The organism is Larkinella fluvii, from assembly GCF_051857545.1.
Taxonomy (GTDB): domain Bacteria; phylum Bacteroidota; class Bacteroidia; order Cytophagales; family Spirosomataceae; genus Larkinella.
Genome location: NZ_JBPZHB010000011.1, coordinates 25,604 through 48,812, shown reverse-complemented (window position 1 = coordinate 48,812; position 23,209 = coordinate 25,604). Strand labels below are relative to the sequence as shown.

Here is a 23,209-nt window from a genome sequence, read left to right as displayed (position 1 = left end):
AAAAATGAATTTAATTTTATCCATAAAGTCGCTTGCCACATCAAATTAAGAGGTGTTTTCGTTCATTTTCATCGTTTCTCTTTTTATGATATTGTTAATTTCGAATGATCACGGTTTTGCCGTTAATTTCGTACTGTGCATCAATCGCATAGGTGATTGATTCTAACATTGAATCAAGACTTTCGTTCAGGTGAACACCCGTAAATGAGGTTTGATAAAGTAATTTGTTTTCAATGATAATATCGACATCATACCACTTTTCCAGCGTCCGCTCCACGGAAATCATGGGCGTATTATTGAATTGCAGTGAACCGTTTACCCAACTGCTTTCCTGTACGGCATTGACGTCGGTAATCCGGAACGATTCGGTCGATTTGGAATAGATTAATTTTTGATCTTTTATCAGAATAATGGGTGTCGATGATTCAGCATTTAGATTGACGCTAACCTTGCCGGATCGGACGGTTATTTCCACCTCATTTTCATCGTCATAATTCTTAACATTAAAAGACGTACCGAGTACTTTTATGCGGAGATCACCCACCGAAATGACGAACGGTTTCGATTCGTCCCGTTCCACGTCAAAAAAAGCTTCTCCCTGCAAAGCAACCGTCCGGACGGCCTGACCGAAGGCATTCGGAAACCGTATTTTGGTGTCCGAATTGAGTTTCACCACACTGCCGTCGCTCAGACGCAGGCTTTTCCGTTTTCCGCGTGGTACGGCCTCTTCTTTGGTGGGCGTGTTCGGCGCAAAAGTGGCGGTTTTGGGTTGGTTTAGGGCAATGGGGAGCGTCGAATTGCCGGTGGCGAAAAAGTAATATAAGGTGCCCAGACTAATCAGGAGGGTGACGAAGGCGGCTATGCCCCGGTAATCGGTATAGAATGTTCGAATCGGCAGCGACGTCCGTTTTGACCGCGTGAGGGCGGTCTCATCATCCGGTTTTATAGTCGGTTCTGAGTTGGAAGGTGAACGTTCTTCTTCGACCAGCTCATTGAAATAGTTTTCCAGAATCGGCGAATACTCCTGTAGTGTCTCATCTTTTCCCAGCCCCTCCAGCAATTCATCCAATTCTTTCCCCGTCAGCGTGTTGCTGATGAGTTTGTTAATCAAATATTCGGCGCGGGACCGTACCATTCTATCGGTAGTTTGGTAAGTTGCCTATAATACTGTGCCGACTTGCTAAAAGACTATTGATCAGAGAAATATTTTTGATGAAACCGGTCTGAATCGGGTGCGTATAAAAGTCGAAAGCCATTCGAACGGTGGGAGTCGAATGGCTTTCTGAACAAAAACCGGGAATAGGAGTAAGCCGGATTATAAAGCCGCCATGTCAACCTTTTCGCGAAGAAACTGCTTCGCTTTTACCAACTGATTCTTAACGGTATTTTTTGAAATCATCAGCATTTCTGCAATTTCCTGGTAAGATTTACCTTCCTCGATGTTGAGGAATAAAATTTGCTTCCGTTTTTCAGACAACAGGTTTACCGCCGTATAGAGGAGCTGAAACTTCATTTCTTTATCTTCCAGTTCTTCGTCGCGGGCGGCTGTCATTTTTTCCATGTACTGCTGTTTGAGCTGGTTGTTCTTCTCCATCTTTTTCAGATGATCGAAGGCCATATTCCGCAAACAGGTAAACAGATACGAGGTAAAGTTAAGGGTAGGGTTAATTTGCGAGCGTCGATCCCAGATTTTGATAAAGACTTCGTGAATCATGTTTTCGGCTTCTTCTTCGTCCTTCAGAAGCGTGATGCAGAATTTGAGAGCCGGTGTCCGGTAGTACTTATATAACTCCGCAAAAGCAGCCTGATCGCCCTGGATCACTCTGCGGAGAATACGTTCATTTAGACAATCCATTGTCGTGGGAGATTAGGAAACGTTAAAAATTACGGGCGATTGGGTACTCGTTCTCTTCAATGGTGTGACCTGTTCAGCAACTGGCTGTTGTTAAGCTAAAATTGGTCATTTTTTTTGATAGATACGTCGCAAAATGCGTAAATCTATCCTCAATTTGCGCAAGACGGTTTTTAGGTGAATTTACTGGTTTTTTCGGGCTTTGTATTCCTTGTATTTCCGGTTATATTCTTCCAGTTGTTCCGGTTTGAATCGCTTCTGGTACTCGGTCGGCAGGTCGAGTCGCTCGGGTTTGAGCGCGGGCGACCGATCGGTAAGCTGGTTTTTCCCTTTGGCATTTTTAGCCAGTTCAAACGAGTCGTAGAGTTCGCCCGTAACCGTAAACGACTGGTAGGCCAGCTTCCCGCCGTCGATGGAAACGATCTGGTACAACTGCGTATTGGATGCCGCCCGGTCCATCCAGTCCTGCAACCCGATGTCGTACATCTTCGGCCCGCTAACCGACACCACATACACCGGTCCGTCGGGATACTTCCGGCTTTTTCCCAGCGGCATGTTCAGGCCGCGCCCGTAGGTGTGGTCGTGCCCCTGTAACACCAGATCGACGCCGTATTTTTTATAAAGAGGCTCCATTTTGTCGCGCCATTCCTGGTTGTCGCGTCCGCTTTTGGTCGAATAAATCGGGTGGTGGTGCGTTACGACCGTCCAGCGGTTGGGGTTGTTGGTCAACACCTTCACGAGCCAGTCGGCCTGCTGATCCAAAACCGTCGAGTCGAGCAAGGCCCCCTGCGAATCCAGCGAAACAAACCGGGTGCCCTGGTAATCGACGTAATAAGCGGTTTCTTTGAGTTTTTCGGGTCCATTTTCGGGCAGCACAAACGATGGTCGCCAGTGCCGCGACACCTTCCGCTGCTCGTCATCATCCTTAAAATATTCGTGATTGCCGGGCGTGGCCAGCGTCGGCACCATGCCGTTGATCCAGCCACCGGCTTCGAACCATTCGCCCCACTGCCAGTCGGCATTGGAGGTCGTGATCAGATCTCCCGCGTGAATCATGAAAGCGGCTTTTGGCATGGTGGAATACGCCCCGCGAATGGCCCGCGACCAGAGCGAGCGGATGTCGTTTTGCGCATCACCAAAGTAGATGAACGAAAATGGAACCGGGCTGTCGCTGGCCGTCGTAAACTGAAACCATTCCGTCCAGTAGGTGCCGTTGCCTACGCGGTAATTGTATTTCGTGGCCGGTTTCAGGTTTTTGAAATGAACGGTATGATACAGCTTCGTGGTGCCATCCAGCTTGACCGCCTGGGTCGTCGCAGAAACGGTACTGGCTTTCGCAGCCACTTCGGGCGAAGGATCAGCTTCCGCAATCATACCCACGGCATTGGTGATGGTCGAATCGGTTCGCCAGTTGACCGACTGCGAAGTCGCCGGGTTGTCCTGCCATCCCAGGGTTAACCGGTCCGGATAAACCGATGGCAGATACGGTTTGTGTTCCTGGGCCTGAGCAGGCAGGCAGGATTGGAAAAGGAATAGAAAAGAAGCAATGCGCAGGGTAAACGGCAGGTGAAATTTCATAGGGACTCATTTTTACCAATGGAAATACTGCCAAAATTGCGAAAAGGACTATTACCGCTGTGTTAATCTTTTGGTTTTCAGAAAAGCTGAAATTTGCGTCCCCGGCCCGATAGCCCGGAATTCCGATTGCGGAGTATACTACAGCAGAAACCGTTCCGGATCGTTCATGAACCCAAAACGAAATCTTTATACCCTCCCGCTGTACCTGTTATTCGGTCTGTTCTGGTCGTGTGGATCGGGCGATCGGGTCGTGGAAGAAGAGGCCGTTTACCAGGATTCGGCTTTCTGGCAGGAATACCACGAAGCGTATCCGATCGGCACCCGACCGGAAGAAAACGAGGTGCGCAGCGTGGCTGTTGATCGGGAATCCACGGTTTGGGTCGCTACGGCCGCCGGTGTTTTCAGGAAACAAGCCGACCAAAACACCTGGACCCCTGTGATGACGGAAGCCGACCAGGGCCCGGCTTTTGCCGTCGAAGTGGCTGGCGATTCGGCGGTCTGGCTCGGGACCTGGAATGGGGTGTATCGGGTTAAAGACCAGAAACTGGAGCGGATGAACGGGTCGGTCGCGCCCATTTCTGCGCTTTGTGCCGCCAGCGAAGGCGTTTATGCACTCGGCCCCCACGGCGTCTGGCTTCATACGGCTACGGGCTGGCAACCCAAAAAATACCCGATAGCCCGCTCGATTCGGGATGTGATCTCGGATCGGAAGGGCGGTATCTGGGTGGCCACCGATGTGGGGTTGTACCACAGCCAGGCCGACTCGACGGTGCATCTTTACAAAACCGATCACCTGATCAGTGCCTACATCAAGGGAATTGCCTTCGATTCGGCGCAAAACGTATGGGCGGGTGGATTGGGGGGTGTGACCGTTCTGAACCAGCATCAGAAAGTGAAAACGCTGCGGCAGGAAGAAGGTATTCCGTCCAATTTTGTCACCTGCGTCAAACAATCGCCCGACCGGTCGATGTGGGTGGGAACGGAGATGGGGGTCGTACGGTATCAGCCCGATGGCCGTCATTCGCTGCGGTTTAGCCGACGCTGGTTGCTCGACGATCACGTCAACGACCTGGCGTTCGATGCCGCCGGAAACGCCTGGATTGCCACGGCGAAGGGGGTAAGTGCGATCAAAAAACGGAAGATGAATCTGGCGCAAAAGAACGATTATTTCTACGACGTCCTGATGAAACGCCACATCCGCGAACCGTGGATTGCGGGGCAGTGCAAGTTGCTGACGCCCGGCGACACCACGACCTGGGCACCCGATGACGACGACAACGACGGCGAATATACCGGCAACTACCTGGCGATGGAATGCTTCCGGTATGCCACCACCCAAAGCCCGGACGCAAAGGCGAAGGCCGCCAAAGCTTTCCGGTTTTTGAAACTGTTGCAGGAAGTAACGGACACCGACGGTTTTTTTGCCCGAACCATTGTGCCAACTAGCTGGACCAGCGTTCACGACGGAAACCGCACCTTCACAGCACGGGAACGGGCCGACGAACTGGTGAAGGAACCGCGTTTCAAACCCGTCGAAACCCGATGGCGGAAATCAAAAGATGGAAAGTGGCTCTGGAAAGGCGACACGAGCAGCGATGAACTGTGCGGCCACATGATTGGCTACTACCTGTATTATGAACTGGTGGCGGATGAGGCCGAAAAAACCGTCGTCCGCCAGCACATCGCCCGGATTGTGGACTATCTGATCAAACACAATTACAACCTGGTCGATGTCGATGGCAAGCCGACGCGCTGGGCGGTTTGGTCGCCGGAGCAACTGAATCACGACCCCGAGTGGACGCCCGACCGCAGCCAGAATTCGATGGAAATGCTGTCGTTTCTGAAGCTGGCGCACCACGTCACGGGTCAGGCGAAGTACGAAAAAGAATACCGGCGGCTCATCGATCAGGAGCATTACCTCGACAACATGGCGCAGATTGCGCAGCAGAATCCGGCCTGGTTCATCTATTTCGACGTCATGTTGCAGGCGTATGTCTATCCGATTCTGATCCAATGCGAGAAAGATCCCAAACTGCGGGAATTCTACGAAAAACACATGGATGCGTGGATGGAACGGCGTCGGAATGACCGCAATCCGCTCGTCAATTTCTTTTATTGCTATGCACGAAATACAAAAACCGAGCTGGCGGCATCCGTGGATTTTCTGGTCGATACACCCCTGGATCTGGTCAACTGGCCGTTCGATCACACGAAGCGGGAAGACGTTCGGATTTCGCGACACCCGGTTCTGGATGAATTGCAGATCAATGAATTGCCGCCCGCCAGCATCCGAACCGTCGTCCGTTGGGACAAAAACCCGTGGTCGGCCATCAACGGTGACCCCGGCATCGAACGCGAACCGGTTTTCTGGTTGCTGCCGTATTGGATGGGGCGGTATTTGAAAATGATTGAATGAGAGGGTTGTTTCGCGGAGTTAAGCGGAGGAAAAGGGAGTTAAGCAGAGAATTTTCTTTAATAAAACTTCGCTTAACTCCCTTTTCCTCCGCTTAACTCCGCGAAACAATAAATTTTAACGATATGAACAAATTACTAACAAGCATCCTCGTTCTGGTAACTAGTTCCTACGGGGTCGCGCAGCCGAAAACCACCTACGCCGAGCAGCTTGGCTACCCGAAGGGCAAGAAAATTGTCATCTTCCACGTCGATGATGCGGGTATGTTTCTGTCGGCCAATCAGGGAACCATCAAGTCCATCGAGCAGGGCGTAGCAACCTCGACGAGCATCATGATGCCGTGTGCGTGGTCGGCCAGTTTTATCAAATACGTTCTGAAAAACCCGACGGTCGATGCCGGTATTCACCTGACGCTCACTTCCGAATGGAAAGACTACCGCTGGTCGCCGTTGGCGGGCATCAAACAGGTGCCTAGCCTGACCGATTCAGAAGGTGCCTTGTGGCCGGAAGTCGCCGACGTGGTGAAGCACGCCAAACCCGACGAGCTGGAACTGGAAATGCGGGCGCAGATCGACCGGGCCATTACCATGGGCCTGAAACCGACGCACCTCGATTCGCACATGGGGACGCTGTTTGCCACCCCGGCTTTCCTGGAAAAATACATTAAAGTGGGTGTCGATTACGGCATTCCGATCATGTTTCCCGGTGGCAACAACACGCTGCTGGTCGACAGCGAAATTCAGCCGGTAATCGACAAACTGAAGGCGGAAGGCAAATACCGGGAAGGCATGAATCTGCCCATTCCGGAGTCACTTAAACAAGCCCCGGCGATCGGTGAAAAAATCTGGAAAGCGGGGTTGCCCGTCCTCGATGATCTCTACGCCGATACTGGACAGTGGAAACCGAAAGACGTGAAAGATCCGAGTCCGGAAGCCTGGGGGAAATACAAAACGAAGCGGTTTAAGGAAATCCTGACAAAAATGAAACCGGGCGTAGCCATGATCATCATCCACAGCAACGACCTGAACGAAACCTTCAAATACATCAGCGGTTCCGGCGGTTCGCGGTATGCCGACATGCTGTCGATGATGGACCCCGAACTGAAAGCGTTTATCGAATCCGAAGGCATCGTGCTGACGACTTGGCGAGAAATGATGCAACGCCGGAAAGCGATTAAGTAAAACCATGAAGAAACTTCGTGCGGTTTTGTGGGCTTTTGTGCTGGTAACAAACGGGTTGCTGGCCCAGTCGTCCGTATCCGTTGTTCGGGAAGAACTGATTTTTCCGTATCAGAACGAGCACGTTCACGGCAGTAGCCTCGTTGCCCTGCCCAACGGCGATTTTCTGGCGGCCTGGTTTCAGGGCAGCGGAGAACGCACGGCGGATGATGTGCGGATCATGGGCGCGCGTCTGACAAAAGGACAGAAAATCTGGAGCGAACCGTTTCTGATGGCCGACACCCCCGGTTTGCCGGACTGTAATCCCGTGCTGTTCCTAAACCGGCAGAATAAGCTTTTTCTGGTCTGGATTGCCGTTCAGGCCAACCGCTGGGAGCATTCGATTCTGCGGTTCAAAACCGCCGTTGATTACGCCAAACCCGCTGCGCCGGTCTGGAACTGGCAGGATAACATGCTGCTAAAACCAGACGAGCGGTTTGAAAAGGAAGTGGCCATAAAATTCAAGAAGCTACCCGAAAATACTGCCGGTTGGGCCGAATATGCGCCAAAATACGACGATATGATTATTGAAGCCAGCCGCGATTTGCGCAAACGCAGTACCGGCTGGATGACGCGCATCAAACCGCTGCTGCTGCCAACGGGCCGGATTGTGCTGCCGCTGTATTCCGACGGTCTGAATCTGTCGATGGTTGCCATCTCCGACGACGACGGAACCACCTGGCGCCCCAGTCTGCCGATTGTGGGGCGCGGACCGATTCAACCAGCGCTGGCGCAACGGCGCGACGGAAGCATTGTGGCGTATATGCGCGACAGTGGTGATCAGCCCAGCCGGGTTCACATCAGCGAATCGACCGACAACGGCGAAAGCTGGACGGCTACCGTGAAGTCTGATATTCCCAATACCGCCAGTGTCGAACTGCTCCGGCTCCGGGATGGGAAATGGGCGTTTTTCGGGAATGACATCGACGACGGACGCCACCGGCTGAGCCTTTTTTTGTCGGACGACGAAGGGAAAACCTGGAAATGGAAGACCCGGATCGAAGACAAACAACCCGGCCAGGGCGGTTTTTCCTATCCGTCGATGATTCAGACGCCGGACGGGCTGATTCACCTGACGTATTCCTATCATCTTGAAAAAGGCCGGAAATCAATCAAATATGTAGTTGTCAATCCCACCGCTGTCAGGGTCTCCGACCGCTGACGGAGTGGGCAAAATCCCCAATTTTTATGCGAACACCACTTTACAGTTTTCTTTTTGTCATTTTCTCCAGCGTTGGTTACGCACAGACGCAGCCGGTTTACCAGGACAAACCCTACTGGCAGGATTACAGCATTAAATTTTATGCGGACAAGCCCAATGGCGACTTGCTGGAAGCGCAGGCCGACCGCAACGGTGCCATTCAGATTCTGACTTCCAAAGGCGATTTGCTGCACCCGCACGACGGTCAGTTTCTCTATCCGGGTACCCTGCAACCCGACAATACCTACCGGTTTATGAAGGACAAAAAGCTCACGGCTTTGGGCAGCTATCAGCAGCAATTCGTTTACCTCAGCGATCAGGTGGTATTTGCCAATGCCTGGGCAGGGAAGTTATTTTCAGGACACGGTCTCCCGAATGCCAAATTCTTTCAGGGCGGACCGGATTTTACGTTTCTGGTATCCGACGGCACTTCCCTAAATTTGCTGAAAGATTCGAAAAGCCTCTGGAAAGGCAGTTTGCCGGGTGATGAAACCGTGGCGATTCGCTACCAGCCCGGCGCGAATCAGTTCTGGATTCTGGGTAAAAAATCGTTGTACACCTTGTCGGTTTCGGGTACAAAACTGACGAAAGTGCTGGATGGAGCCGGTTTCACGGCTTTCGATGTGACAAATCAGGGCAAAAAAGTCATTGTCGGAACGAACGACGGCTACCTGGAATTCGATGTGGCCACGAAAAAGCAGGTGGGAGCCATTCGCCGGAAATTGCCGTGGACCGACATTACTGCCGTGGCGGAAGTGGACGGGAAACTGTGGTTTGGTTCGACCAAAGGGGCATTTTCGCTAAAGCCGGATGGCAAGTTCGATTACTACAACGGCGAACGCTGGCTACCGGGCGATGAGGTCACGCACATTTCGAAAGGCCCCAAAAACTCAGTGTTGATTCTGACGAAAGCCGGTTTGGGGCAAATCTGTTTCAAACAGATGACGCTTTATGACAAGGCCGTCTTTTTTGACAATCAGGTTCGGAGTCGCCATATTCGGGTGGGATTCAATTCGACGCTGGACCGGATGGAAAAAGGCAATCTGGCGACGGGGTATCTGGACGATTCCGACAACGACGGTTTGTGGACTGCCATGTATCTGGGCGGGGAGATTTTCCGCTATGCCGCTACCAAAGATCCGGAAGCGTTGCAAAATTGCCGGGAGTCGCTCGATGCCATGGAGCGGCTTTACACCATCACGCCGGTGCCGGGTTTTCCGGCCCGATCGTTCGAACGCAGTGGGCATATGAAGGAACTCTCCGATTCGGAGCGTTGGCAACACGCCAGTGATAAGGAGTGGGACTGGAAATCGACCACGAGCAGTGACGAGGTGATTGGTCACATTTTCGCCTTTGGCGCAATGGCCGAACTGATTCCCGACAAAAACCTGAAAAGCCGGGCCATCACGCTCATCGACACGCTGATGAGTCACATCATCAGCCATGACATGTACCTCATCGATTTCGACGGAAAACCGACGATGTGGGGCAAATGGAATCCGGCCTACGTCAATTCGTTCCCGACCAATGTGGGCGACCGGAAGCTGAATTCGTCGAACATTACGGCGATGCTGCAAACCGCTTACCACTTCACGAAAAAGGAAAAGTACAAAAAGAAGCTCCTGGATTTGATGCAGAAACACGGCTATCTGACCAACCAGATGCGGTCGATGAACGAGATCGGAAAAGCCCCTGCGGATGCGGACGAACACGCCAAACACATGTCGGATGGCTGGAATCACTCGGACGACGAGATGTATTTCGTTGGCTACTGGGGACTGTATCGGTATGCGCTGAACGACACGTTGAAGGCTAAATACAAGCAGCAGATCATTGACCACTGGCAGGCGGAACGGCCCGAAAAGGAGGGTGCCTGGAACATCTTCACGGCCCTGACCGGCACGAAGGAATTTGACCTGAACGAAGCCGCCTGGTATTTGCGCGAACACCCGCTTGACCTCATCGACTGGTCGATTCAGAACAGCCACCGCAAAGACATCGAACTGCTGCCGGAAAAATTCCGCAGACAAACGACGAAGGAAGTGCTGCCCCCCGACGAGCGGCCCATCCAACGGCACAACGGCAACATGTTCAATCTGGATCGCAAAGGCCGGAGTGGCGGCTCGGAAAATAGCGCGGGTGATATCTGGCTGCTGCCCTACTGGATGGGGCGTTATCTGGGAGTAATCAGTGGACCCTTGAAGTAGAAGTTATTTCGCAGAGTTAAGCGGAGTAAATCAGAGTTTATCCGAGTTTATCAGAGTTTTTTCTCTGTGTAACTCTGATTTACTCCGCTTAACTCTGCGAAATAACTCTTTTGATGTCATGAAGAACTTACTCTTTTTCATTATCCTGATTTCCGTTCGATCAACGGCACAACAATCAGTTTATCAGGATATTCCTTATACCCAAGACTACAGCGTCAAGCACTATCTGAAAGACACGACGCTCGCACTCTCCCGGGTTTTCGCGGATCGAAACGGCGTCATTCAGGTGCTCTCGGCCAAAGGATTGCTGCAACCCAACGGCGGTCAATTTCAGTATCCGGGAACGCTGGAACCGGTTCAGGCATATCGACCCATGGCCGATAAAAAGCTGACAGGTCTGGGCGTTGCTCAAAAGCAATTCGTATACCTAGACGATCAAACCGTCCTGAGCAATGCCTGGGCCGGGAAGCTACTGGCGCGGCACGGTTTGCCGAAGGCCCGGATTTTCTGTCCGGGTGCCGACCGGTTTTCGTTTCTGGTTTCGGATGGCACCACACTGAAAATGCTTCAGGATTCGGCGGTGATCTGGACGGGAAAACTGGCAGCGGATCAGGTGAAAGACATCCGGTTCGAAGCGGCTCAAAACCGCTTCTGGATTCTGGGCGAACAGTCCGTGAGTGCGTTTTCGCTAGCGGACAAATCCCTGAAAACCGTGTTCCGCCAACCCGGACTAACTTGTTTTGAACTGGTTAAAACTCAGCTTTACCTGGGAACGCCCGACGGCTACCTGGTTTTTGATCCGGCCCTGAATAAACCCGTTGGCCCGATGCAGAAGAAACTTCCGGTGACGGATCTGACCACGATTTCGTATGCGCACGGCAACCTCTGGTTTGGCTCCAAACTCGGTGCCTTTATGCTGCGACCAGATGGGAAATTTAATTATTACTACGGCGAACGCTGGGTGCCGGGAAATCGGATTATTCATATTTCAGAAGGCCCGGAAAATAGTGTGCTGCTCTTGACGAACAAAGGGCTGGGCGAGATCCGGTTCAAGCCGATGACGCTGTACGACAAATCGCTCGTATACGAAAAACAGGTGCGGCAACGACACATCCGCTACGGTTTCAACTGCGACGTTTCGACGCTCAAAAACGGTGATTTGTCTACCTTCGAAATGGGCCAGCGCGACAGTGACAATCTGTGGACGGCCATGTATCTGGTCAGCCAGTTGTATCGCCATAAAGTAACCGGCGACCCCGAGGCTCAGCAAAATTGGATGGAGTCATTCGACGCGATGGAGCGGCTTTTTACGATCACCGGCATGAAGGGTTACTTCGCGCGGGGCTTCGAGCGGAAAGGGTATTTCAAGTTCAAACCGGAACAATGGGACGGCGGTTTAACCAACGGCTGGACCCACGCCAAAGACGGTAACTGGGACTGGCGTGGCACGACCAGCAGCGATCAGACCGTCGGGCAATTTTTCGCCCTCACCCAGATTGCCGAGTTAACGGACGGCGCTACCCGCAAACGGGCCATCGACCTGATCGATAAACTGATGACAAACATCATCAACAATAATTGGTATCTGATTGATTTTGACGGCAAACCGACGCTTTGGGGAAAATGGCATCCGGATTATGTGAACGGTTTTCCGACGATGGTGGGCGACCGAAAAATCAATTCCTCCAACATCATCGCGTTTTTGCAGGCGGCTTATCATTTTACCCAAAAACCAATTTACAAGGAGAAAGCGTATGAGTTGATGCAGAAACACGGCTACCTTGAAAACCTGCTGCGGCCGATGGGCGAGATCGGAAAAACCCCGGAAAACGCCAGCGACTGGGCCAAGATGCTCTCGAAAGAGTGGAATCACTCCGACGACGAAATGTATTTTCTGGCGTACGAGAGCCTGTATCGTTACGCGTTTGACTCGAAACTGAAAACCCAGTTCGGGGCCACGATCAAAGAACATTGGGAATTTGAACGGCCCGAGAAAAACAGCCTATGGAACTTTATTTATGCATCGACGGGTGCCAACGCCTTCGATCTGAATGAAAGCATCTGGCATTTGCAGGAGTTTCCGCTGGACATGATCGAGTGGAGCGTCGTGAACAGCCACCGGAAAGATCTCGAATTTGTGCCGGAAAACTTCCGCGAACAAACCACCACCTCCGTTCTGCCACCCGACGAGCGCCCGGAACTCAAGCACAACCGCAACCTCTTCAAACTAGACCGGCCCGGCGGCAACGGCATGAGTGAACTCAGCGCCGGTGATTCATTCCTGCTGCCGTATTGGATGGGGCGTTATCTGGGCGTCATCTCCGCACCGGTAAAATGAGTTGTGTCGCGGAGTTGAGCGGAGGAAGGGGGAGTTAAGCAGAGTTATTTTTACTTTCTTTTACTCTGCTTAACTCCCCTTTCCTCCGCTCAACTCCGCGACACAACTCGTATTAAAAATCAAATACCACATTAACCCGGAACCCCTTGTTAAACTCAAAAACCGGGTTGCCAGACACCGGGTCGGTTTCCGCGTGCTGCGTGATCTGATTCAAATACCCCAGTTCCAGCTTGAAATGGTCCCAGAACTGGTAGCCCAAACCGCCCAGAATCCGGTTTTGGTTGAAAATATTGACCCCCGCATTTTTGCCAAAACTGATGAATAGCTCATCGAAAAAAGTCAGGTAAAATTCGTTGTCGTCGATAGTGACCCCTTGCAGAGGCAACTCAACGGCAATTTGATACCGGACCCGGTTTTCATAGTTCCAACCGCTGATGCGCCGGGAGCCGGTTTCGGCAATCTGACTGAGCCAACGCTCCTCGAACCGAAATCGGTGTGAGAGCAGCAACCGGCCAACGGTGTCGTCCACTTGAATGTCCTGATACAGCCGATGTTCCGGCGTAGGCACACCCTGATCGGCCACCGGGTGATCGCCGTAGGGAAACGTTACAAAATGGGTGTAACCACCTCCGAGCTGGACTTTGTCGGTCAGCTTGTAATTGACTCCCAACCGCGCCAGCGACTGTTGCCAGGTTCTCACATACTGGATGCGACGCCATTGATATTCCGTGTGGAGCGACCACTTTTCACTCAGCTTGTGATCGCCGGTATAAACAAACCAACCGATGGGATTGCGATCGATGATGCGCTTCTGTTGACCAAAACTGACAATCGATACCAGCCAGAATACCGATACCCACCCAAGCGTTCGTAGACTCATCTTTGTAGAACCAATCCGAAGCCATAAAGGCTGAGCCATTCAGTAGGATTAAAAAGTAAAGAGCTGTTTCGCAGAGTAACGCGGAGAAGGGGTTTAAACTCCGCTTCACTCTTATTTATCTCCGCTCCACTCCGCGAAACAGCTTGGTTTTTGAACCCGGTTACTGGTACGTTATTTGTGGCAACATTGAGTATAAGGAGTTCTTTTTTTTGCCTTGGCAACGAATGTTAAATGGATTCACTTTTTGGACTGGTAGTGAGGGAGATCAATAGCGGTTTTTACTCAGATTTTTGCCTGATTTCTACCGAATGATAGATTACTAAGTAAAAACATGCATTTTTTTGGTAACAATCGGCTCTGAACGTAAATTGAGTTGTTTTTTGGTACAAATGCGATAGTGGTTGGGATAATTGCGACACTCTTTTTGGAAAAGGCCCCCTACATTTGCTTCAAACAGCATTTCCATCGGCCATAAACAACAAAACACACACACCTGGGACGAAAGCGAATGGCTGTTTCGAAGGCCGACACTAAATTGACAACCGGGCTGTCAGGAGTCCGCTGTGACTGGGAATGATTGAAACGTACCATCAAGTTGCTTTTGCAAACCCGTTTCCGGGCTTACGAAGTTTCGAACCGGAAGACTCCCGGCTGTTCTTTGGACGTGAAAACCAGATTCACGACTTAAAGGAGCGGCTGGCCGATGCGCATTTTCTAGCCATTGTGGGTTCGTCCGGAAGCGGGAAATCGTCGCTGGTCAAGGCTGGTCTGGTTCCGCAACTGCTGACGAGCAACCTGCCATCGGCTCCGTTCAAGACCTGGCAGGTGGTCTCTTTCAATCCCGAAGCAACCCCGAACCGGAATTTTGCCCTGGCGCTTCATCAGACTTTTGCCCGGCAAAACCGCCCGTTTGCCGAACGGTTTTCACCGGAAGACGTAGAAACGTGGCTGAGAACCAAGCCCGAAGCCCTTTTGGACTGGTGCAAAAATGCGAACCTGCTGCTCGTAATCGATCAGTTTGAGGACGTGTTTCGATACCAATCGACCGACGACGGCCACGAAGAAGTGGCGGGGTTCATCAACCTGATTCTGGCGTTGAGCCGTCGGCAGAATGAGTCGGTGTATGTCGTGCTGACGATGCGCTCGGATTACCTCGATGACTGCACGGATTATGAAGGGCTAACGGAAGCCATCAACCACGGTTCGTATCTGTTGCCCAAAATGAACCGGGACGAAATCCGGAAGGCCATCGTGACGCCGATTCAGGTGATGGGGGCCGGTATTTCCGAAGAACTCACCACCCGACTGCTCACCGACCTTGGAAACCGGGCCGATCAACTGCCGATTCTGCAACACGCGCTCATGCGGACGTGGAACTACTGGCAGCTCAATCGCAATACCGATAATCCCATCGATCTGTCTGATTACGAAGCCATTGGCACAATGCAGAAGGCCATCACAGTACATGCCGAGGAGGTGTACGGAAATCTGCCGGATGAAAAAAGCCAGTTGGCAACCGAAAAGCTGTTCAAAGCGCTGATTGTGCTGGGAGCAGGCAACACGAGCGTGATCCGACCCATTTCCGTGGGGACCATCAGCGAGATTTCGGGGGTCAATCAATACCTGTTGATCGATGTCCTGAACCGGTTTCGGGAGCGGGATGTCGCCTTTTTAACCCCTTCGATTGCCCTGCACGCCGACCCCGATCTGATCATCGACATTAGCCACGAACGGCTGATGATTTTGTGGGAACGGCTGCAAACCTGGGTTAAGGAAGAAACCGATTCGGCTAAATTTTACAAGCAGGTTAGTCAATCGGCGACCTTGTACCACGAAGGAAAAACCGGGTTGTGGGTCAACCCCGAGTTGCAGATTGGCCTGAAGTGGCTGGCCGAAAACCGCCCGACACCGGCCTGGGCCAATCGCTACGATCCGTATCTCGAACGGGCAGTCAACTTTCTGGAATACAGCCGGAATCAATACGAATTTGAAATCCGCAACAAGGAAGAACGGCAGAAACGGGAACTGAAACGGGCGCGGTTTTTTGCGGCTTTCCTGGGCGTGGGTTCGCTGATCTCGCTTTTCTTCCTGATCGTTTCGGCGGTTTTGCGTACGGAAGCCCTCCAGAGTGAAGAAACGGCGATTGCCGAGAAAAAGATTGCCCTTTTTGAGCGAAACCGTGCCGAAGCCCAAACCCGGGAAGCCATTACCCAGAAGAAAATCGCCGAGCAGCAGGAAATCATGGCCGAGCAGCAGAAGCGATTGACCGAAGAACAGCGGGTGATTGCCGTGCGTGGCCAACAGACGGTTGAGCTAAAACGGCAGGAGGCCGAAACCGCCCGCCAGTTGGCCGTGGCCCAGACCCAGCGGGCCGAAGAAGCACGGAATGATGCGCAGCGGCAACGCCATCAGGCTGAGGAGGCTCGGAAAGAAGCAGAACAGCAGAAAAGTCGGGCGGAAGGATCGCAGAAAGAAGCCGAATCGCAGCGGTCGGTGGCGCAGACGGCCCAGCAATTTGCCGAACAGCAACGGGGGAAAGCCGTGGCCCGGACGGTCGCGATTCAATCGTATCAACTCAACGAAAACACGCAGGATGATCTGCCGGCTTTGCTGGCCCTGGAAGCCTATCGCCTGAACGTGAAGAACGGCGGTTTGCCCGATAATCCGGATATTTTCAATGCCTTATCCAAGTCATCGGACGCCAATACCGTGCTGCGCCCTCACGCCGACGTGGTGCGAACGGTGGCGATGCAACCCGGCTCCAACAGTCCGATGATGGCGACAGGAAGCGACGATGGTACGGTTAAACTGTGGGCAAACGGGGAACTAAATCGTGCGCCAGTATCCTTGAAAACACCCCGCCGAAATGCCAATGGCGTTCGGGCCTTGGCCGTTAGTCCGGATGGGAAAACCGTGTTTGGCGGCAGTGAAAACGGCTGGCTGTACGGCTGGAATACCGAAAAACCGGAGGCTATTCCATCGGCTATCAAAGCTCATGCAGTTCCGGTGCTGGCGTTGTTGCCGGCCGATGGTTCGTCCCGGCTGATCTCGGTCAGTGGCGATGGTCAGGTTCGGAGCTGGAAACCGGCGGCCAACCGGCTCGATTCGTTGCAGAACAACCGTTCCGGTTTTGCGATCTACTGCGCCCGGCTTACCCGCGACGGCAAACGGTTGGTGTGTGGTTCGAACAACGGGCAGATTCTGAGTTTCGACGCAACGGATCTGACGAAAAAACCGGAGGTGATTGCCCGTCGGCAGTTTGGCAACCGGGTAACGGCCCTGGCCTTTAGCCCGGATGGAACGCAGCTTCTGACCGGCACCTCGACCGGACTGCTCTATGCCTGGAAACTGACCGGAAATGCCCCCGAAGCAGTGGGAAACCTCCTGTCGGGGCGGCATTCGTCCACCGTCAGCGACATTGTTTTCTCGCCCAACGGCAAACTGGTGGCCAGCAGCAGCGCCGACTGGTCGATTCACATCTGGGATTACAACAACCTGATCAAACAGCAGCAACCCATCGTCATCAATGATTTTGACTCCTGGGTGATGGCCATCCGGTTCAGCAACGACGGCAAACGGCTGATTGCCTGCGGGGCCGACCGGACGGTGCGCATCCGCAACATCGACCCGGCGGATTTATATGCCGAACTGGCCCGGAAAGTAAAGCGCAATCTGAGCACCGAGGAGTGGGAGAAGTACATCGGGAAGGATATTCCCTACGAAAAAACGAAGCCTGATTAACCGTACATGACTAAATTTTACCCGATTGGTTTGATACTGAGTTTTTTGCTGCTGGGATGGGCTCGGCTGCCGACCTTGGCGCAGGCCAACTGCGACGAAGCGGCTGTGATCCCGGAAGCTGAAAAACGGTATGCGACCGGTAATTTCGATGAGGTGTTTGCGCTCCTGAATCCCTGCGTCGAGAAGGGGTTTAGCGAATATGCCCGTGTGCAGGCCTACAAGATTCTGTCGATGACTTACCTGGCCATTGACTCTTTGCCGCAAAGTGCGCGGTCGATCAGTCAGCTTCTGACACTCAATCCGAAATTTGAACCCGATTTTTCGGCGTCTCCGCGCTACAAAACGCTTTTTCAGCAGGTTCGCGAATCGAAAGAACAGATTTTACAGGTAACGTCGGTTTCCAAAAAAGCAGAAAATCTGTTGTATGTACCGGCCACGGTGGCGGTGTTGAACAGCAAGGATTTTGCGCAGCGGGGTTATAAATCGCTGGAGGACATTTTGCACGATCTGCCCGGTTTTGACGTCATTCGGGGCAACGGCATCGGCTCGACCAATTTCTACCAGCGGGGCTATCGCTCCACGTCCAACGACCGGACGCTGATTCTGATCGATGGGGTGGAGGAGAATGACCTGGTTTCGAACACGGTTTTGATCGCTCCCCAGTATCCCTTGTCGGACATCGAACGGGTGGAGGTCATTTACGGCCCGGCTTCGACGCTGTACGGGGCCAATGCCTTCATGGGCGTCATCAACATCATCACCAAAAATTTCCGGAATCTGCCGGGACCGGCCAAACAGGTGGCGTTCAACGGTCACGCCCGGTCGGGTGCGCTGGGTCGGAATCAGGTCGATGGTGTGCTGACGGCCAAAAATGCGGACGTCGCCCTGTCGGTCACGGGCCGCGTTTACCAATCCGGCGAACGCGATTTGTCGGACTACCCGGAATGGAATTTCGATGCCCGAACGGCGGGAGATTACACCGGACAGCTCGACCAGCTTGGCACCGACGCCACCGGCAATTACCGGGCGCAGCAATACCTCCAGCGAACCAACCTCACCAAACTCTATCCAAACAGTACCTCATACAAAGTCGATTACGCCCCGGATGGCAAGGCTACGGCCCTGCGCCTGACGCCCGAAGGGGCTCAACGAGCCGCCCGGTTGGATAATAATCTGTTTGGCAACACCCTGAACGGCAATGCAGTAGGATTCAGCAACACCAAACGCGACTGGTTTTTTCGGGGAAAACTGGAGTTCAAAGACCTGACCATTTCGTTTCTGAACTGGAAAACCGACGAGAGCGGCACGCCCTGGTATACCAACAAATCCACGATTTCGACGGAGAAGAACCCGCGCTGGGTGACGCAGGACCGGGCGTTTTCGATTACCTACAACAAGGCGTTCAGCGATAAGTTTCAGATCATGAATATCTCGTCATACCTTCTGCACGAGATTAAGGGCAGCACGAACCTGGTGACCTACAACGGCTATTACAATGGGCGACTCGGTTTTCTGGAACTGGAAAAAGACTCGATTCCGAAGGCGACAGCCACTTACCAATACCGCATTTCGACCCAGTTTCGGAACGAACTCCGGCTTTTCTGGAGTCCTTTATTCAACCTCGACGTCAGTGGTGGCATTGAATTGCGGAGCGGGTTGATTCAGGGCAACTACATCACCTCGACGCTGGCTTTTGCCGACGAAACCGGTTCGGTCGCCAACGCGTCCGGGCTGGCGGGGGGCAACAACTTCAAAGCCAACGACATCGGGGTGTATTCGCAGGTCACCTACCGACCGCTCAAAGACCTGAAACTGGTGGGCGGTTTACGGGTCGATAACAACCGGATTCGGAGCAGCGGGGGTTACGGCACCGTGGCAACGCCCCGGCTGGCGGCCATTTATAACCGGGGGAAAGTGATTTTCAAGGCCATTTATGCTGAAGCCTTCAAGGATGCGTCGTTTTTGCAGAAATATGGCACCACGGCCACCCGGCGGTTGCCGAACCCGACGCTGCTGCCCGAACGGGTGAACAACCTGGAAATGAGCGCCTACCTCCAGGCCACAGAGCAAATGTCATTCAATGTGGTCGGTTATTTTGCCAACTACAGCAACGCCGTCGGAACGGCCCAGGTCATGCAGGAAAATGGCAGCATGACGCAGCAGTTTCAGGGCATCGGCCGACGCCGGATCTGGGGATTGCAGGGCGAAGGCAGTTACCGGTCTGCCAAACTAAACATCTGGTGGAATTTCACGTACACGAACCCGTATGACGAAGACGCCAAACTCCGCATCAGCGATATCGCCGATTTTATGACCAACGCCGGTGCCGATTACCAGTTGACGCCCCGGCTGAGTTTCTACCTGGCGGGCAACTACGTCAGTGCGCGAAAAACCGGTGCGGGAACGGCGGGCAGCAACAACCCATCCCGGCGTTTCGACCCGTTTCTGGTACTCAAATCGAACCTTACCTACCACAATTTGCTGAATGGCTTGTCGCTGCAACTGTCGGTGAACAACCTGCTCAACAAGGAATATTATGTTCCGGGAATCCGGGAAGCCGATAATTTTACGTACGCTTCCCGTTTCCTGATGGATCGCCGGATTCTGTCGCTGGCGGTTTTTTACACCCTTAAACCCAAGGAGTCGGGCCCTGTGACATGGAATCAATGATTGCTGAAAAGTACTGTCTGGAAAAGGTAACGTATCCGGATCGGATGGACGAAATTGGTGTGCTTCGCGTGCGGGCCTGGATCAACGAACCGGGAGCCAATCCCCTTTTCTTTTCCAATCGAACCTGGATCGAGCCCCTCGACCAGACGGCTTACCACTGGGTCATTACCCGGAACGGTGTCATTGTGGCGGCTGCCCGGATGAACATTCACGAAACCATCGAAACCGCTCCGTATTCGTTTCTGCTGCCCAAAAACGAAAGCCGCTTTCGGTTTGAAAATCAGACCATTGCGTCGTTCAGTCGGATGGTGATCGACCCGCAGTTTCGCGGAAACGGGTTTGCCGAACAACTGGACCGGGCGCGCATCCGGATGGCCGAAAAGAAAAATGTCGATGTGATTGTGGCTTCGACGCAGCTCAACTTTCGGATCAGAGCCTTGACGAAGCTGGGTTTTTCGACGGTTTGCGAACTGCGGAACGCCCCCGAACGACCCGACTGGCCCCTGTTTTTCATGCAATACGACCTTAAAAAACAATTCGCGGATGTTCCGGCGGGACTTAGTCTATAGATTTCTCAATCTCCAGTCGGGCGAAGGCAAAACCGTGTTGCTGTTCGTCATTTACTCCCTGCTGATGGGAGGAGCGGTCGCCCTGTTTTTCGCCAGTACCACCTCCCTTTTTCTGGTCAATTTCAACCGTACCCAATTGCCGCTGGCCTTCATTGCCAGTGGATCGCTGGTCTATGTCCTCGGCCTGGGCGTACGCTACCTCCGCCGAAAAGCGTCTTTCCTGCGCGTCAATGGCTATTTGCTGGCGTTCATGCTCCTGTCAGTCGCCGGTTTGCTGGTGGCCTCCAGTAGCCTGAATAACAAATGGGTTTATTTTGTGCTCTACCTCTGGAACCGCGTTTTTGTCTTCATCCACGGCATCACGTTCTGGGCCACCGCCGGGCGGGTTTTTAATTTTGGCCAAAGCAAACGACTGCTCAGTTTCATCACGACGGGTGACGTCATTGCGTCGATCCTGAGTTATTTATCGGTACCGCTTCTGCTGACTTTCGTTTCAACCGACGATTTGCTGGTGCTGGCCCTGGTGTTGCTGGTGCTCTGCGCCTTGCTGATGACCTACATCTACAAACGCTTCCAGCCAAAGCTAACAACGGCTCCGCCTTCGCCCGTTGCCGCAACTCAGCCGGTCGAAACCGGTGCGATGGCGAGTAAATCGTATGAGTCGATGCTGGCAATCATTGCGTTGCTCACGGTTTTTGGCCTGATTTACGTCGAATTCATGTTCACGATTCTGTCGAAAGAGATTTTCCCCAACAAGGAACTGCTCGCCGGTTTTCTGGGTATGTTTTTTGGAATCTGTGCCGTGATTGAATTGATTATCAAGTCATTCCTGTATAACCGACTGATCAGTGCGTATTCCATTCGGGCCGGTATTGTGATCTTGCCCATTGCTTTGCTCGTCAGTTACACCGTTGGGGCGGTTTATGGCACCGTGTACGGAACGACCTCCCTGTTTTTTGCGCTGATTGCCCTGAGCCGCTTTTTTCTGAGTTCAGTACGGAGGTCGATCAGCGAACCGGCTTTTCAGGTGCTGTTTCAACCCATTCCGTCGGCCGAACGGACGCTGATCCAAAGCCGCATTGAGGGTGGCCCGAAGGCCTTGGGAAGTATTCTGCCGGGCGTTTTGTTACTGATTCTGACCAGTTTCAGCGCCATAACGCTCGTTCATTTGAGCTATCTGTTTCTGGTAATTCTGGTTTTCTGGGCGGTGGTTTCCTTCCGGATTCAATCCGAATACCGCACCACCCTGAATGCCGCCGTGATCCGGTCGGCAACGCTGGCGTATAAAAATACCATCGATCACACGACGATTCGGCCCAAAGCTGAACGTTCGCTCAGTTCGGCCCAGGCGTTTTCCAGCATGGTGCGGCTGGCCGAATCGGATAATCCCGACGACCGGGCACTGGCGGCTACGGAGTTGGGCTATTCGGGGCGGTATTATGCCTATACGCACTTACAGACGTTGTTGTACGACGAAAATCCGACTGTTCGGAAGGCGGCTTTGCTGGCTTCGGGGGCGTTGCGGAAACCGGAATTATGGCCCCGTCTCTTCGAACACCTGCTCGATGAATCCTATCGCGATACGGCGACCTCCGCGATTTTATCGGTTGGCGATGCCGTTATTCCGTCGCTGGCCCGGTTTTTCAGTCAGGCCAATTTGTCCGGAAAACAACAGGCACACATCGTCGGGATGATCAACGAAATGGGGGGCGACGCGGCTTTGCGGTTTTTGCGGGCGCGGATCAACCACCCCGTTCAGATCGTGCGCGACAAAGTGTTTGAAGGACTGAATCACCTGAACCACCGCGCCACCGTCCTGGAACGGCCCCATGTACTGCTGCAACTTGACGAGCAGGTGGGCTTGCTGGTCTGGTTAACGGCAGCCCGGCTTGATCTGGACTCGTATCCCCGGAATGCGCCGATCATCAATGCGTTACGGGACGAAAAAAACCGGATCGTTCCCAACGTTTTCAACCTGCTGGCCACGCTCTACGGCGACAACCGGTTCGATCTGATCAGCCAGTTGATCACCCAAAAAAACGACGAAATCAAAGGTTATCTGATCGAATTGCTCATTACGGCTTTGCCCGAAGAGGTGAAAGGCAGCGTGTTACCGCTCTTTTCGGACATCTCGTTCGCCGAGCGACTGCGGAGAAGCGCGGTCAATCACCCGCAGCAACAGTTGTCGGTGGAAGCCCGACTGCACGACATTATCAACAAGGATTTCAACAAGATTACGCCGGAACTCAAAGCCGTTGCCATTCGCGAACTGTTGGTTTGGCACGAAACCGATCCGACCACCATTCTGGTCGCCAACGTCTCGTCACCGGAGGAGCGGATCGCCGAAACGGCTTTCTTTGTCCTGAAAGAACTGAATCCGACCCGGTTTGGGGAGTTGCACCGGATGTTGCAGCTACAGCCCGATTCAGAACGCTGCCGTCTTGCCAGTCGGGTAGCCGGTTTTCAATCGGAAGCCGAGCTGTTAATAAGCCGGAACGAAGCCGTTGCGGTGGAGGAAGTGAGTGTACATTAATGGTGTCAAT

Annotated in this window: 13 protein-coding genes; 9 read left to right on the top strand and 4 right to left on the bottom strand. The window is 53.0% G+C overall.

The window, feature by feature from the left end:
* Positions 1-94 precede the first annotated feature (94 nt).
* From ACS5NO_RS27110 to ACS5NO_RS27100, 3 genes are all read right to left on the bottom strand, one after another.
* On the bottom strand, positions 95-1,135 hold the full coding sequence (locus tag ACS5NO_RS27110; protein ID WP_439418031.1) for a FecR family protein: 1,041 nt from the start codon (positions 1,133-1,135) through the stop codon (positions 95-97).
* Positions 1,136-1,315: 180 nt separating this feature from the next.
* On the bottom strand, positions 1,316-1,855 hold the full coding sequence (locus ACS5NO_RS27105) for an RNA polymerase sigma factor (protein WP_150880523.1): 540 nt from the start codon (positions 1,853-1,855) through the stop codon (positions 1,316-1,318).
* Positions 1,856-2,035: 180 nt separating this feature from the next.
* Entirely contained in the window at positions 2,036-3,430 is a 1,395-nt protein-coding gene (locus ACS5NO_RS27100; protein ID WP_439418030.1) for a purple acid phosphatase family protein, read from the bottom strand.
* Positions 3,431-3,596: 166 nt separating this feature from the next.
* Here ACS5NO_RS27100 and ACS5NO_RS27095 point away from each other — a divergent pair, with 166 nt between their 5' ends.
* The 5 genes from ACS5NO_RS27095 to ACS5NO_RS27075 all read left to right on the top strand — a co-directional run bounded on the left by ACS5NO_RS27095 (position 3,597) and on the right by ACS5NO_RS27075 (position 12,806).
* A complete protein-coding gene (locus ACS5NO_RS27095; RefSeq protein WP_439418029.1) occupies positions 3,597-5,846 on the top strand; it encodes a ligand-binding sensor domain-containing protein in 2,250 nt (749 codons plus the stop codon).
* Between the two features lie 122 nt (positions 5,847-5,968).
* Positions 5,969-7,024 (top strand): polysaccharide deacetylase family protein, encoded by a 1,056-nt coding sequence (locus tag ACS5NO_RS27090; protein WP_439418028.1) that lies wholly within the window; start codon positions 5,969-5,971, stop codon positions 7,022-7,024.
* Positions 7,025-7,028: 4 nt separating this feature from the next.
* Positions 7,029-8,222 (top strand): sialidase family protein, encoded by a 1,194-nt coding sequence (locus tag ACS5NO_RS27085; protein WP_439418027.1) that lies wholly within the window; start codon positions 7,029-7,031, stop codon positions 8,220-8,222.
* 26 nt (positions 8,223-8,248) lie between these two features.
* Entirely contained in the window at positions 8,249-10,468 is a 2,220-nt protein-coding gene (locus ACS5NO_RS27080; RefSeq protein WP_439418026.1) for a ligand-binding sensor domain-containing protein, read from the top strand.
* Positions 10,469-10,586: 118 nt separating this feature from the next.
* Entirely contained in the window at positions 10,587-12,806 is a 2,220-nt protein-coding gene (locus ACS5NO_RS27075; protein WP_439418025.1) for a ligand-binding sensor domain-containing protein, read from the top strand.
* 112 nt (positions 12,807-12,918) lie between these two features.
* Here ACS5NO_RS27075 and ACS5NO_RS27070 read toward each other — a convergent pair whose 3' ends face one another.
* Positions 12,919-13,686 carry a DUF2490 domain-containing protein gene (locus ACS5NO_RS27070; RefSeq protein ID WP_439418024.1) on the bottom strand — a complete coding sequence of 256 codons (768 nt, stop codon included), beginning with the start codon at positions 13,684-13,686 and terminating at the stop codon, positions 12,919-12,921.
* 573 nt (positions 13,687-14,259) lie between these two features.
* On the opposite strand from ACS5NO_RS27070, the gene ACS5NO_RS27065 reads away from it, so the two are divergent.
* The 4 genes from ACS5NO_RS27065 to ACS5NO_RS27050 are packed head-to-tail and all read left to right on the top strand — an operon-like array spanning position 14,260 to position 23,199.
* Complete coding sequence (locus ACS5NO_RS27065; RefSeq protein ID WP_439418023.1) at positions 14,260-17,427, top strand: WD40 repeat domain-containing protein; 3,168 nt, start codon at positions 14,260-14,262, stop codon at positions 17,425-17,427.
* A gap of 6 nt (positions 17,428-17,433) precedes the next feature.
* Positions 17,434-20,097: a TonB-dependent receptor plug domain-containing protein gene (locus tag ACS5NO_RS27060; protein ID WP_439418022.1), complete on the top strand. Its 2,664-nt coding sequence runs from the start codon at positions 17,434-17,436 to the stop codon at positions 20,095-20,097.
* The gene (locus ACS5NO_RS27055; RefSeq protein ID WP_439418021.1) at positions 20,094-20,666 is read left to right on the top strand and encodes a GNAT family N-acetyltransferase; all 573 of its coding nucleotides are present in this window, start codon (positions 20,094-20,096) and stop codon (positions 20,664-20,666) included. The genes ACS5NO_RS27060 and ACS5NO_RS27055 overlap by 4 nt, the downstream gene beginning before the upstream one ends.
* Positions 20,641-23,199, top strand: coding sequence for a HEAT repeat domain-containing protein (locus ACS5NO_RS27050; protein WP_439418020.1), 2,559 nt, complete (start codon positions 20,641-20,643; stop codon positions 23,197-23,199). The genes ACS5NO_RS27055 and ACS5NO_RS27050 overlap by 26 nt, the downstream gene beginning before the upstream one ends.
* Positions 23,200-23,209: the final 10 nt, after the last annotated feature.